We start from the raw sequence: 13,237 nt of genomic DNA on the forward strand, positions 1-13,237 counted from the left end.
TGAATTATATAAACTTCAATTTACCATGAAGTATTTTCACGGTAAATTTAGACTCCCTGTTGAGATAGATAATCACCCAGAAACCTGGCGGTATATGATTTGTCCTTCTGCTCTATGATCTCCCATGGGTTGCCCTGGACGACAATGTGGCCTCCACCTGCTCCGCCTTCAGGACCAAGGTCGATGATATAATCGGCCTCCTTAATCACCTCCAGGTTGTGTTCGATGACTACTACCGTGTTTCCCCTGTCTATTAGATTTTGCAGTACCTTCAGCAGTTTTTCAATATCCGCTATGTGGAGGCCGGTGGTCGGTTCATCCAAGACGTAGAGGGTCTTTCCCCTGGAGGGCTTGCAGAGCTCGGCGACCAGTTTTACCCTCTGTGCCTCCCCCCCAGAGAGGGTGGGGCTCGGTTGCCCAAAGGTGAGGTAGCCGAGCCCCATATCCACGATCATCTGCAGGATCCGCTTCACCTTGGGTATGGCGGAGAAGAACTTCAGGCCCTCCTCAAAGGTCATCTCCAAGACCTGGTGGATGTTTTTGCCCTTGTAGATAACAGAGAGGGTTTCATCATTGTAGCGGCGCCCAGAGCACCCGTTGCAGTACACATATACATCAGGCAGAAACTGCATCTTGACCTTGATCTTGCCCTGGCCTGCACACTCCTCGCACCTCCCCCCTTTTACGTTGAAGGAGAACCTCCCCGCTCCATACCCCCTTCCCCTCGCCTCGGGGGTCAGGGAGAAGATGCGTCTTATTTCATCGAAGAGCCCCACGTAGGTGGCAGGGGTGGAGCGAGGTGTCCTCCCGATAGGGGAGTGGTCCACCTCCAAGACCCTCTCCAGATGCTTCCATCCCCTGATCTCGTTGTGGGCCCCCACCTTTCCCTTGGCGTCGCTCAAGAGGTTTCTCAGCCCACAGAAGATGGTCTCCTTCAGGAGGGTAGATTTCCCCGATCCTGAGACCCCGGTGATACAGGTGAAGCTGCCCAATGGGATACAGACATCGATCTCCTTCAGATTGTGTTCCCTGGCTCCCAGGACCCAGAGCCATCGCCCCTCCTTGGGTGGGCGCAGGCGGGAGGTGATCTTTCTTCGACGACGGCCGTTCAGGTAGGCACCGGTGATCGAGGCGGGGCAGCTTTGGATCTCCTCCAGGGTGCCGGCAGCTACCACCCTCCCTCCATGTACCCCCCCTCCAGGCCCTAAATCTATGATGTAGTCCCCCCTTCTAATGGTCTCCTCATCGTGCTCCACCACCATGATGGTATTGCCTCGGTCCCTCATCTCCCCGAGGGTGGCCAGCAGCATCTGGTTGTCCCGGGGGTGCAGCCCAATGGTGGGCTCATCCAGGATATAGCAGACCCCTCTCAGGTTGGAGCCGAGCTGGGCAGCCAGGCGGATCCTTTGGGCCTCTCCCCCTGAGAGGGTGTCCCCTCGGCGCTCCAGGGTGAGGTAAGAGAGCCCAACCCTGTTGAGGAACTGGAGCTTGGTCATGACCTCTCTGATGATCCCCTCGGTAATGGGTATCTCGGCCTCATCAAAGTGGAGCTCCCCAAAGACCCTCTCGGCATCCTGCGCTGACAGGGAGACAAGATCCCATATTCCCCACCCCTTCACCTTTACCGCTAGGGCGTTCTCCTTCAGGCGTTGCCCCTTACAGAGGGGGCATTCTCTCTCCCCCATATAGGGGAGCAGGTAATCAAGGAGCCCATTCCCCTCGGCGTATCGGAGCAGCTCCCTCAGGATAGGGATCACCCCCTGGAATCCATCGCCACCATGGAGGATCTTTCTTTTTATCTCCTCCCTCAACTCCACCAGGGGCCTGTCCAGGGGGATGCCGAGCCTTTTATGGATCTCCCTGAGGACCTTCCCTTTCTGTCTTCGCAGCGGCCCCTCCTCAAAAGGGGTCAAAGCACCCCCTTCAAGAGACCTCTTCGGCTCAGGCAACACCAGGTCATCGACGAAGTCGCTCAGGCTTCCCAGCCCCTGACAATAGGGGCAGGCCCCGTAGCGACTGTTGAAGGAGAAGAGCCGTGGATCGAGCTCCTCAAACCCTATGCGGCACCGAGGACAGTAGAGCCGCTGGCTGAAGATCCTCTCTTCCCCGTCATGGGCCAGGAGATAGATGGTTCCCCTGCTCAACTGCAGGCCCCTGTGCACCACCTCCATGAGCCCGGAGCGGCCCCCCCGGCTGATCTCCCGCTGATCCACCACTACCTCTATGTCATGCTCTTGGTAGCGGCTCAAAAGTGGTAAGGGGTCAAGATCCACCATCACCCCGTCGATTCTTGCTTTGGTGTAGCCAGCCCGCCTCGCCCCCTCCAAGGCCTCCTTGTGAAACCCTTTGCGCCCCATCACCAAGGGGGCTAGGATGGCCACCTCCCTTCCCCCGTAGTCCTTTATGATCTCCTGTGTGATCCCCTCCAGAGGGTGCGAGGAGATCTCCCCGCCACAGTGGGGGCAATATTGCACCCCTACTTTGCTGTACAGCAGCCTCAGATAGTGGTAGATCTCCGTCATGGTGGCCACGGTGGAGCGACTCCCCCCTTGACTGATCCTCTGCTCGATGGCCACGGTGGGGGGGATGCCGGTGATGAGGTCCACGTGGGGTCGGTCCATGATCTTGAGGTACTGCCTGATGTACGAGGAGAGGCATTCCAGATAGCGCCTTTGTCCCTCGGCGAAGACGACATCGAACGCCAGGGTCGATTTTCCCGAGCCGCTCATGCCGGTGATGATCACCAGCTGGTCCCTGGGGATGGCCAGTTTGAGGTCACGCAGGTTGTGCTCCCTGGCCCCGGTGATGCAGATGGCCCCTCTATCAGTCCCTTTTTCCTCCTTCAGTTCCAGGGGCGTTGGGAGAACTTTTACCTCCTCCCCCTTCAGATATCTATGCAGGAAACGCCCGGTATGGGAGCTCTCACATTCCGCCACCTCCTCGGGGGTGCTGGCGATCACTACGTACCCTCCCTCTTCGCCGCCCTCGGGCCCGAGGTCGATGAGGTAATCTGCGCACTTGATCACGTCCATATTGTGCTCGATGACCACCAAGGTATTTCCTTCCTCCACCAGCCTGTCGAAGGCGGACAGTAACTGGCGGATATCGTCAAAGTGCAGTCCTATGGTGGGTTCGTCGAAGATGAACAGAGTGTTCGCCCTTCCCCGTTTCATGTACTGGGCCAGCTTCAACCTCTGGGCCTCTCCCCCTGAGAGGGTATTTATCGGCTGCCCTAGCCTCATATACCCCAACCCCACCTCCACTAGGGGAGACAGGGAGGCGGTGATCCGGAGATGGTCGCAGAAGAACTCTATGGCCTCCTGGGCCGTCATCTCCAGGACATCGTTGATATTCTTTCCCTGGTAGGTAACCTCTAAGATCTCATCTTTGAACCTCTTGCCCCTGCAGACAGGGCAGGTGATGTAGACGTCAGAGAGGAACTGCATCTGGACCTTTTCGAACCCCTCACCCTGACACTCCTCACACCTGCCTCCAGGGACATTAAAGGAGAAGGTCCCCGGGGTATATCCCCTCGCCCTGGAGAGGGGAACTCGGGAGAACAGGTGACGGATGGGGTCGTAGGCCTTGAGGTAGCTGATGGGGTTGGCCCGCGGGGTCTTCCCGATGGGCCTCTGGTCTACCAGGACCACCTCGGAGACCAGATCAGCCCCAGTGATCTCCTTAAACCTTCCCGGCCTCTCTTCATGGGCGCCCTTGGCCCTCTTGAGCCCCTTGTAGAGGATATCCTCGGCCAGTGTGCTCTTACCTGAGCCGGAGACCCCGCTGATACAGGTCATCAGCCCCAGGGGAATCTCCAGGTCGATCCCCTTCAAGTTGTGCTCTTGGGCCCCGCGGACCCTGATCACCTCCCCTTCTTTGGGTCTGCGGCGCATTGTGGGAACAGGTATCCGCAGGTCACCCTTTAGATACCTACCCGTGAGGGACCCTGGCTCCTGCGTGATTCCGGCTATGGGGCCATGGTAGACCAAGGTTCCCCCCTTCTCTCCGGCCCCTGGCCCCAGGTCCACGATGTAATCGCATCCCTTGACGATCTCTGTGTCGTGTTCCACCACCACTACCGTGTTTCCCATCTCCCTGAGGGCCTGAAGGATCTGCACCAAGCGGTGGCTGTCCCGGGGGTGTAGTCCGATGCTTGGCTCATCCAGGATATATAAGGTGTTCACCAAGGAAGAGCCCAGGGCCTTGGTGAGGCTTACCCGTTCTACCTCCCCTCCTGAGAGGGTGCGGGACTGGCGCTCCAGAGTAAGGTAGGCTAGCCCCACCTCCATCAGATACCACAGCCTCCCGGTGATCTCCCGCAGGAGGAGCCCGGTCACCTCATCACCGGGCAACGCACTGAGCTCATTGAAGAACTCCTGGGCCTCACCGATGCTCATGGCATAGACCTCGGCGATGTTTTTTCCCTTTATCCTCCAAAGGAGCGCTTCATTCTTGAAGCGCGTCCCAACGCAGCTGGGGCAGGTCACATAACTGCGATAGCGGGACAGAAAGACACGAACATGGAGCTTATACCTCTTGGTCTCCAGCCAGCGGAAGAATCCCCTCACCCCGTAAAACTTCCCATCGCCGTCGATGATGGCCCTTTTGTCCTCCTCCTTGAGGTCCTTGAAAGGGATGTCAGTGGGGATCCCCCGACGCCGGCAGAAGGTCATCAGGTCCTCGAACTCCAGACGGGCGATCCCGGTCCACGGTTTGATGGCCCCTTGGCGCAAGGTCTTGTTCTTGTCAGGGACTACCAGGTCGAGATCGATGTCGATGACCCGACCAAACCCCCGGCAGGTCTTGCAGGCCCCGATGGGGGAGTTGAAGGAGAATAGATTGGGGATGGGGTCCCGATATGAGATATCGCAGTAGGGGCAGTGCAGCCGGGTACTGAAGCGCAGGGTTTCCCCTCCAAGGAGGTGGATCGCCATCTCTCCTTTCCCGAACGTGAGGGCCTGCTCAAGGGAGTCGATGCACCGCTTCCTTTCCTCGGGCCGGAAGACCAGACGGTCGACTACCACCTGGATCTCCTCCCCCGTTTCTACACCCCCCTCCAGGGGTGTCACCTCCCCATCTCTGAGGATCCGGAAGAACCCCAGACCTGCGAGGCGGCTTGCAGCCTGCTCTGGTGAGATTCCCTGCAGGCGGAAGGGAAAGGTGATGACCATCTTTGTGGCGGAGGGGAGCTGAGAGAGCTCGGCGAAGATGGTTTGAGGGGTATCCCGCTGCACCTTACGGCCACACCCCCGGCATGAGAGCTCGGCAATGCGGGCAAACAGCAACTTGGTATAATCGGTGATCTCAGTCATGGTCCCCACGGTGGAGCGGGAGGTCTTGACCGGGTCCCCCTGCTCGATGGCTATGGCCGGGGGGATCCCCTCTATCCTCTCCACGTGGGGCCTGTCCATGCGGTCCATGAACTGGCGGGCATAGGGGGAGAAGGTTTCCACATAGCGGCGCTGGCCCTCTGCATATAAGGTGTCGAAGGCGAGGCTTGACTTCCCTGAGCCGCTCACCCCCGTGACGACGGTGATCTTCTGCAAAGGGATCTCGAGATCGAACCCCTTCAGGTTGTTCTGCCTGGCCCCGATGACCTTTATGGCCTTCTCACCCATTTCGATATCATTTTATCCCCTTATTGGGGAAAGGGAAAGGGGGTCTTTTGGGGGTTATTGGACTGTTATTCCGTGATTTAAGTTCAGGTTCAGTTTTTTTCAATAAGTTGCTTTATCAGTAACTTTGTTCTGGCATTAAAGCCTGTATTTGATAAAATGATAAAAGTTAAACCCTTACTGAGGAAGGAGGTTGGATTATGGATAAAAAATTTTTCTATTTTTTGTTAGTAGCTGGATTGGTTGTTTTTGGAATAGTGCTAGCAGGATATGGAAAAGAGAGAAAAGGCACTGCAAAGGTAAAGGTAGAGGGATCCCCCAAAATTGCGGAAGTAAGAGCATTGAGGAATGTTATAGAGATAAAAGCAGAAGGGGAAATTCTGCATTATCAAAAAGAATCTCTTTGGAATGAAGAAGATTTTTCTGAAATCCTGGGATCAAGAAAGAAATTTGAGTCTACAGAGGTCGGTTCTTTTAAGAAAAACGTGGAAAGATATAACAGATATGTCGTTGATTCTAAGGTTGAATTCAATAAAGCAAGGAAATCAACCACTTTAATATGCGATGTGAAGGGGGCAAAAGCAGGATCTTGGTATGATTTTGATTGGTTTCTAAGGCCTCGCGGTTTAGACTTCATTGACAGTCATTTTAACAGAAGAGAAAAGGAGCTTTATTGGGAAGGGGAAATCAATGGGATAAGAACATCAATAAGCATAAAGTTCCCTTTTCTTATTTCTAATTGCCATGAGCATGTCTGGCCAAGGTAAGAATGATAATAGTAAAATGCGCTAAATGTAAGAGGAAGATATTTAGATACCTGAAGATTGGAAAAGGGCGATTATGGCACTGCTGGAAGGATCGAATAATCGAGGATTATAGTATCCGAGATGGAAATGACATTAAATGTCAATGCGGCAATTTAATTGGTATTGATGAGGTGAAATGGATTAAAATTTACCCCGTTAGATGTATAATTGTCGGACGATAAATTAATTGATGTCAGGAAAGTATAAAGGCGGTTAATATGAACTGAATATCTAACGAGACGAACAACATTCTTTTACATATTCAGGAGCAACAACAAGAAAATAGGGGGTAAAAAGATGAAGATCACCATTGTTTATGATAACACTGTTTACCAAAAAGATCTTAAATCCGATTGGGGTTTTTCTTGTCTTGTAGAAGTAGAGGACACGCCGAAAATCCTTTTTGATACAGGCACAAGGGGTTCCATACTTCTTTCGAATATGCAAAAACTTAATATTGATCCTGCCTTGATTGATGAAGTCTTTATTTCCCATGCCCATTTTGATCATATAGGTGGTCTCTCAGCCTTTCTTGATGTGAAAAGCGATGTTACAGTCTATGTTCCCATTTCAGCCAGAGGAGTTCGTGGTGCAAAGGAGGTAATCTCTGTGAGTGAGCCCCTAAAGATCCATGAGAATGTGTTCTCTACTGGAGAACTCGACCACATAGAACAATCCATGGCAGTTAAGACAGACAAAGGGGTAGTTTTGATTGTAGGATGCTCGCATCCAAAGATGGCACATATTCTTAAAGCGGCTTCTCAATTTGGGAAGCTCTATGCGATTGTTGGTGGGTTACACGGATTTAGTGAGTTCTGGTTGTTTGAAGACTTAGAACTGATTTGTCCTACCCATTGTACTCAACATAAAGCAGAGATAAGGTCTTTGTACCCGGAACAATACATTGATGGTGGAGTAGGGAAAGTAATCGTGTTCTGAAGTTAATGTGTTTAAGCCCTTGAAACGCTGAGTATCCAGGAGGTGCGGTCGTGGCGGAGAAGGTTATCATATTCGGGAAGGCGGGTTGACCCTATACTGCGCAGGCTAGGTCAGCCTACGGCGACGCTGCAGAGTACCATGGTGTCTACGCAGCCCCCCAAAACTCCAGGAGATGCTGAAGTATTCCAATGGCGCTCGGCAAGTGCCCGTCATTGTTGAAGGTGACAACGTAATGATCGGTTATGGAGGCACCTGAGGAGTTTAATCACCGGTAGTTTGCCGGTAATGTTCCATCTGTGGAGTTCCTGCAGGATAAGTCTCGCTAGGTGTCTTTGATATGCCTTCAAGATCAAAACTCCTGATCCTAACCCTCCTGATGGAGGGTATGGTGTTGATAGTGGCCTTGCTTTTAGCGAGGCTCTTGGGAATTGCTTTGTTTCCTTTAACTAAGAATCTTTTATATGATATCCTGTTGGGGACCTGTGGAGCTGTATTCCCTTTGGCTCTATTTGTTTTTTCCATTTCGAAAAAGGCAGAAGCTATTCCCCTATTAAGGTCAGTCAGAAAGACAGTAATGACAGAGATAAGGGCCGTATTTTCTATGACCAGATTGATAGATTTATGCTTCATTTCTCTCTTTGCAGGTTTTGCTGAGGAATTTTTATTTCGGGGAGTGATTCAAATCAAATTGGGTATTGTCGCAGCAAGTATCATTTTTGGGCTTCTTCATTGTGTGACCCCTGCCTATGTTGTTCTTGCTACAATTATAGGATTCTATATCGGCATCTTATACTATTTGAGTCAGAGCCTTCTTATACCTATTCAATTGCATTTTATCTATGATTTTGGAGCGCTGATCTATTTAAGATATTTTGTGAACGAGTGACATGGAACAAATCTCCTGACTGGACTGTCTAACTGGATGAAGGGAAAAAAGCAGACAAGAGATGAAGATTATGGGCTTGTATCTTTATGTAAAAAAGGTGATATAGATGTCTTTGAAGTATTGGTAAGAAGGCACCAGAAAAGGATGCTCAATATCGCCTACAGGATAATCGGGGACTATGCAGAGGCATGCGAGATCGTGCAGGAGGCATTTGTCTCTGCATATAGAGGCATCAAGAGTTTTAAAGGAAAGGCCAAGCTCTCTACATGGCTTTATACTATAGTCATTAATCTTTCAAAAAACCGTCTGAAACAGTTGAAGACCCAACTTTATCGCGAAAAATTTTCGATAGATGATCCTGTTCCTACAACTGATGGCGAGATACAAATAGAACCCGCATCGAGTGAGCCCTCTGCCCTTGAAAGGCTCGAAAAACGAGATATCCAGCAAAAGGTGCAGGGATGCATAAACGCCCTCGATACCGAATTCAGAGAGGCACTCATTCTGAGAGATATACAGGGTTTCTCCTATGAGGAAATAAGCGACATGCTTGAGGTACCAGAAGGTACTGTTAAATCAAGGCTTTTCAGGGCAAGGGAGGCTGTAAAGGACTGTTTAAAGAAATGGGTTGGAGATTTGTAGATGGAATGCAGCGAGGTTCAAAAAAGGCTATCAGCCTATATAGAAGGCACTATTTCTCCAGAAGAAAAGGTGCTCATTGATGAGCATCTCACCTCATGTCAGAGATGCAATGATGCTCTTTCTGACCTGGAGAAGACCATTGAGTATATCCAGGAGCTCGAAGAAATAGAGCCTCCTGCATGGCTCGCGCAGAAGGTTATGGCGAGGGTCCAATCAGAAGCTGAATCGAAGAGAGGAATCCTGCGAAGGTTATTTTACCCGATCCCGATAAAGCTGCCCATTGAGGCGGTTGCCGTTGTCTTAATTGCAGTAGCCACGATATATGTCTTTAAGACCATGCAGCCAGAGATGAAACTTGTACAGGCACCCTCAGAGGAGGTGGCATCTCAAATTCTTTCACAAGAAAAAGAAAAAACACTTGCTATTGAGGAGGGCAAACCTGTTCCTGCCAAGCCAGCAGAGCGATTCATGCTTGCAGAAGAAGAGACCCAAGCAAGAAAATATGCAGGAGCACCCAAGGCCCCTGCGAAAGTTGCAAAAGGAGGCAAGGTTGAGCCACCAGCAGGCGCTGTTGCAAGGGATGAATTAAAACGAGAAGTTGTATCAAAAGAATCCAGAGCAAGGACATTGGCTGAGAGAAGAGAGGAGGGTATTGGTTTAGCTGTTAATGTCCGAGACATTGAGACTGCCAGTAAAGAGATTGAGGAAGTTCTTATGCAGCTTGGAGGGAAGATAATCCGAACAGAATCTCTTGAGAATAAAATTGTCATCGCCGCAGAGCTTGACTCTCAAAAGGTGAATGAATTACTTGAAAAACTAAAGGCGATTGGGGAGGTTAAAGAAAAGGGGATGGCATTAGAGGTTTGGGAAGGTGAAGTAGAGATAAGGATAGAGCTTGTAAAAACGCCAATACATCCTTGAAAAAAGACTTGACATGACCTTATACATAAAGTACGTTATATCGTACGTAATTAAAGAGGGTTTATCATGACCACTATTACTGCAACTGAAGCAAGAAAAAGATTATACCGACTTCTAGATGAAATTAGCGAGTCTCACGAACCGGTACATATCACTTCTAAGCGTAGTAAAGCCGTGCTTGTCTCTGAAGGCGACTGGCGTTCTATCCAAGAAACACTTTATTTGCTCTCAATTCCTGGCATGCGAGAGTCAATTGTCGAAGGATTAAAGACACCGGTCGAAAAATGTGAGCAGGAACTTGACTGGTGAAATGGCAACTTGTCTATACCAGACAAGCTCGAAAAGATGCCAGAAAACTTGCAGCTTCGGGGTTACGCCACCAAGCAGAGCAGTTACTTAAAATCTTACGTGAAAATCCTTATCAAGATCCTCCACCTTTTGAAAAATTGGTTGGAGATTTGGAAGGTGCTTTTTCAAGGCGTATAAATATCCAGCATCGCCTTGTATACCAGATTCTCGACGAAATTAAGAGCGTAAAGGTAGTTCGAATGCGGACACATTATGAGTAGGCACAAGGCTAACCAGTCGTTGCCCTGACCTCTATTCCGTTGACACTCAATAGAGGTAGGTGATCTTAATCGTTAGGACGGCGCGGAGGGCCGCTGACTCATTTAAACGTAGAAAATTAAGCTCACCCCTCCAAAATCCATCTGCCAACCCATCCCACCAAAGGGGCCTTAAAGCTACATTTTCCTCAGCATTCACCATAAAAATAGGCCGTGTTCGGGAACTTTTTGGAGACTTTTTTTGTCTTATGAACTAGCACAAGTCAAAAATATTAAAGGAGGTTTGAAATGAAAAGGAAATATCATTACATTGCCTTGGTGGCTATGCTTTTGGTAGGGATCGGCTGTAGCGCATTGGCAGTTGCAGGGAGAGGGGCAGAAAAACCTGTAGCCCTTTCAACTACACTGGAGGACCAGACAGGGGTGGCAGTGACCATCTATAATGTCAACCTCGGGCTTGTGAAAGACCAGAGGAAGATAAGCATTACGAGAGGGGCAGGGGAGTTGAGGTTTATGGGTGTGGCATCTAAGATAATTCCTACAAGCGTCTCTATAAGATCCCTCATAGACCCTAAAAGCCTTCAGGTCCTTGAACAGAACTATGAGTATGACCTGCTCAATCCGAAGAAGCTCCTCGACAAATATGTGGGTAAGGAGGTGAAACTATACTACAGAAATCCATACACAGAGAGAGAAGAGATTGTGAGGGCCACACTCCTATCGAATAATGGAGGCCCGATATTTAAAATCGGGGATGAGATAACCTTCGGGCATCCTGGAAGGATCATATTCCCCAAGGTCCCGGACAACCTTATCTCAAAACCGACCCTTGTCTGGCTCGTTGAAAACACCCTCTCAAAGGCCCAGAAGATCGAGGCATCATATCTCACAAATGGCATCAACTGGCGGGCTGATTATGTTGTCACATTGAACGACAGAGACGATAGGACTGACCTTACTGGCTGGGTTAGCATTGATAATAAGAGTGGTGCAACATATAAGGAGGCAAAACTCAAACTGGTGGCCGGAGATGTCCACAGGGTTAGAGACAAATGGGAATATAAGGACAAGATGCTTCGTGCAGCAATGGCAGAGGCAGCGAAAGCAAAACCCCAGTTTAAGGAGGAGGAATTCTTTGAGTATCACATATACACCCTGCAGAGGCCAGCAACGATTAGACAAAATCAGACAAAACAGATAATGCTTGTGAGTGCCGATAACATCCCTGTCAAAAAAGAACTCCTCTACTATGGCGCAAGATTTTATTACCGCAACAGACACGGCCAGACGATATCGAACCAGAAGGTTGGTGTGTTTGTAGAGATAAAAAATAAGAAAGAGAATAACCTGGGTATCCCCCTTCCCAAAGGCACGATAAGGGTCTACAAACATGACAAGGAGGGAAGCCTGCAATTTGTTGGCGAGGACTCTATAGACCATACACCAAAGGACGAGAAGGTCAGGATAAAGCTCGGAGACGCCTTTGATGTGGTTGGAAGTAGAAAACAGACGGACTGGAAAAAGATTGCCTATGATACATACGAGGCGAGCTTTGAAATCTCTCTGAGAAATCACAAGAAGGAAGATGTCGTTGTGAAGGTTGTTGAGCCCATACCAGGAGACTGGAAAATGCTCAGTTCGTCTCATAACTATACAAAGACAGAGGCATTTACTGCTGAGTTCAATATTAAAGTCCCCAGAGACAAAGAGACAAAGCTTACATACAGGGTGAGGATGAGATTTTAGATGATTTAAAAGGGGTGTGGCCATAAATGAGATCGTCGTCAGACCTACATAGAAAGAGAGACGAAACTGTTTAGCTTTATTTTGTTGACAAACCCCTATTTATCTGCTATGGTCGCCTGGGTTTGATAAGTGGAGATCTATTGAGGGCGGAAGGATGATCTCGGTGGGGTCCCTGGATAGTTTTCCTTTTTGTCCTCAGAGTATCCTGCTTATCAAAGAGAGGCCTGCGATGGGCGGGGCCTCAGAGAGTTTAAATTTTTGTTTGAAGGAGGAATGGGAAGTATGGTTAAAGGACGAGTAAAATGGTTTAACGACAAGAAGGGGTATGGCTTCATCGAAAGGGATGACGGAGACGATGTTTTTGTCCACTACACGGCCATCTCGGGGGAAGGTTTCAAGACCCTTTATGAAGGACAAGAGGTAGAGTTTGAGATCACGCAAGGCCCTAAAGGACCCCAGGCCTCCAAGGTATCTCTGGTCTGATCCCTTGAGGCCCTTTCAAGGGGACCCTCAATGAGGGTCCCCTTTTTTATGCCATTATCTCAACCCATCTTCACCCTTTATTTCCTCTTTCTTCAATCCACCAATCCGTGCCAGAGGTCTTCCTGAATCAGTGACCACGATAGCGACCAGTATTTCGTCGTTTTTTGGAGCGTCCGGGATCCGTACTTCCATGGCGTCATAGTGGGTACGAACGAAGGCAGCATCCTTAAAGTGAAGGGGGACGTCAATGGGCGTTCCTGCAGTCCCCCGTTTCCCCGCCGAGGGGATGATGGCCTTACCGCCGCCTACCTGCTCCCGCAGCGGTTTCCCCAACTTGGGGTGCAGGATAGCGTGAAGGTGTTCTAATTCTCCATCAAGGCCTACGATTGCCGCCTTTCCGTAGTCTTGGGCCTTTTCCTTCGGGATCCCCAAGGCAGCGACAGCCCGTTCTCCTAACATTGCCCCCAACTGCTCACCGTAATCCATGAGTTCAGAGAGATCATCCACGTATTGATTGGCAAAGGGGTTTTTGATCACCGCTATGGCTGCAGCCTTTCGGGTGGGAGGAGATATCTCCTTTTCCCCTTCCCTTTGGATCTCCTCCACTATGGTGACGACCTTTCTTATCTCCAT

The 13,237-nt window shown here is 50.0% G+C and carries 11 protein-coding genes; 9 read left to right on the top strand and 2 right to left on the bottom strand.

The features are described 5' to 3' along the window. Positions 1 to 47: 47 nt before the first annotated feature. The gene (gene uvrA / locus JRI46_00685) at positions 48 to 5,618 is read right to left on the bottom strand and encodes an excinuclease ABC subunit UvrA (GenBank protein ID MBW2038107.1); all 5,571 of its coding nucleotides are present in this window, start codon (positions 5,616 to 5,618) and stop codon (positions 48 to 50) included. 197 nt (positions 5,619 to 5,815) lie between these two features. Between uvrA and JRI46_00690 the strand changes: the two genes are divergently transcribed. The 9 genes from JRI46_00690 to JRI46_00730 all read left to right on the top strand — a co-directional run bounded on the left by JRI46_00690 (position 5,816) and on the right by JRI46_00730 (position 12,604). Beyond that, positions 5,816 to 6,382 (top strand): hypothetical protein, encoded by a 567-nt coding sequence (locus tag JRI46_00690; protein MBW2038108.1) that lies wholly within the window; start codon positions 5,816 to 5,818, stop codon positions 6,380 to 6,382. Between the two features lie 336 nt (positions 6,383 to 6,718). Then, the gene (locus tag JRI46_00695) at positions 6,719 to 7,360 is read left to right on the top strand and encodes an MBL fold metallo-hydrolase (protein MBW2038109.1); all 642 of its coding nucleotides are present in this window, start codon (positions 6,719 to 6,721) and stop codon (positions 7,358 to 7,360) included. Positions 7,361 to 7,745: 385 nt separating this feature from the next. Continuing rightward, complete coding sequence (locus JRI46_00700; protein MBW2038110.1) at positions 7,746 to 8,246, top strand: CPBP family intramembrane metalloprotease; 501 nt, start codon at positions 7,746 to 7,748, stop codon at positions 8,244 to 8,246. A gap of 36 nt (positions 8,247 to 8,282) precedes the next feature. Continuing rightward, positions 8,283 to 8,888, top strand: a complete 606-nt coding sequence (locus JRI46_00705; GenBank protein MBW2038111.1) for a sigma-70 family RNA polymerase sigma factor — start codon at positions 8,283 to 8,285, stop codon at positions 8,886 to 8,888. Further along, positions 8,889 to 9,809, top strand: a complete 921-nt coding sequence (locus JRI46_00710) for a DUF2275 domain-containing protein (GenBank protein MBW2038112.1) — start codon at positions 8,889 to 8,891, stop codon at positions 9,807 to 9,809. A gap of 66 nt (positions 9,810 to 9,875) precedes the next feature. After that, entirely contained in the window at positions 9,876 to 10,118 is a 243-nt protein-coding gene (locus JRI46_00715) for a type II toxin-antitoxin system Phd/YefM family antitoxin (GenBank protein ID MBW2038113.1), read from the top strand. Then, positions 10,115 to 10,378, top strand: a complete 264-nt coding sequence (locus tag JRI46_00720) for a Txe/YoeB family addiction module toxin (protein ID MBW2038114.1) — start codon at positions 10,115 to 10,117, stop codon at positions 10,376 to 10,378. Before JRI46_00715 ends, JRI46_00720 begins: the two co-directional genes overlap by 4 nt. Positions 10,379 to 10,663: 285 nt before the next feature. Then, positions 10,664 to 12,121 (top strand): DUF4139 domain-containing protein, encoded by a 1,458-nt coding sequence (locus JRI46_00725; GenBank protein ID MBW2038115.1) that lies wholly within the window; start codon positions 10,664 to 10,666, stop codon positions 12,119 to 12,121. Between the two features lie 282 nt (positions 12,122 to 12,403). After that, entirely contained in the window at positions 12,404 to 12,604 is a 201-nt protein-coding gene (locus JRI46_00730; GenBank protein ID MBW2038116.1) for a cold shock domain-containing protein, read from the top strand. Positions 12,605 to 12,658: 54 nt separating this feature from the next. Here the strand turns inward: JRI46_00730 and JRI46_00735 are convergent, their stop codons facing one another. Further along, positions 12,659 to 13,237, bottom strand: a complete 579-nt coding sequence (locus tag JRI46_00735) for an amino acid synthesis family protein (protein MBW2038117.1) — start codon at positions 13,235 to 13,237, stop codon at positions 12,659 to 12,661.

This window comes from Deltaproteobacteria bacterium (assembly GCA_019308925.1).
GTDB lineage: Bacteria > Desulfobacterota > B13-G15 > B13-G15 > RBG-16-54-18 > JAFDHG01.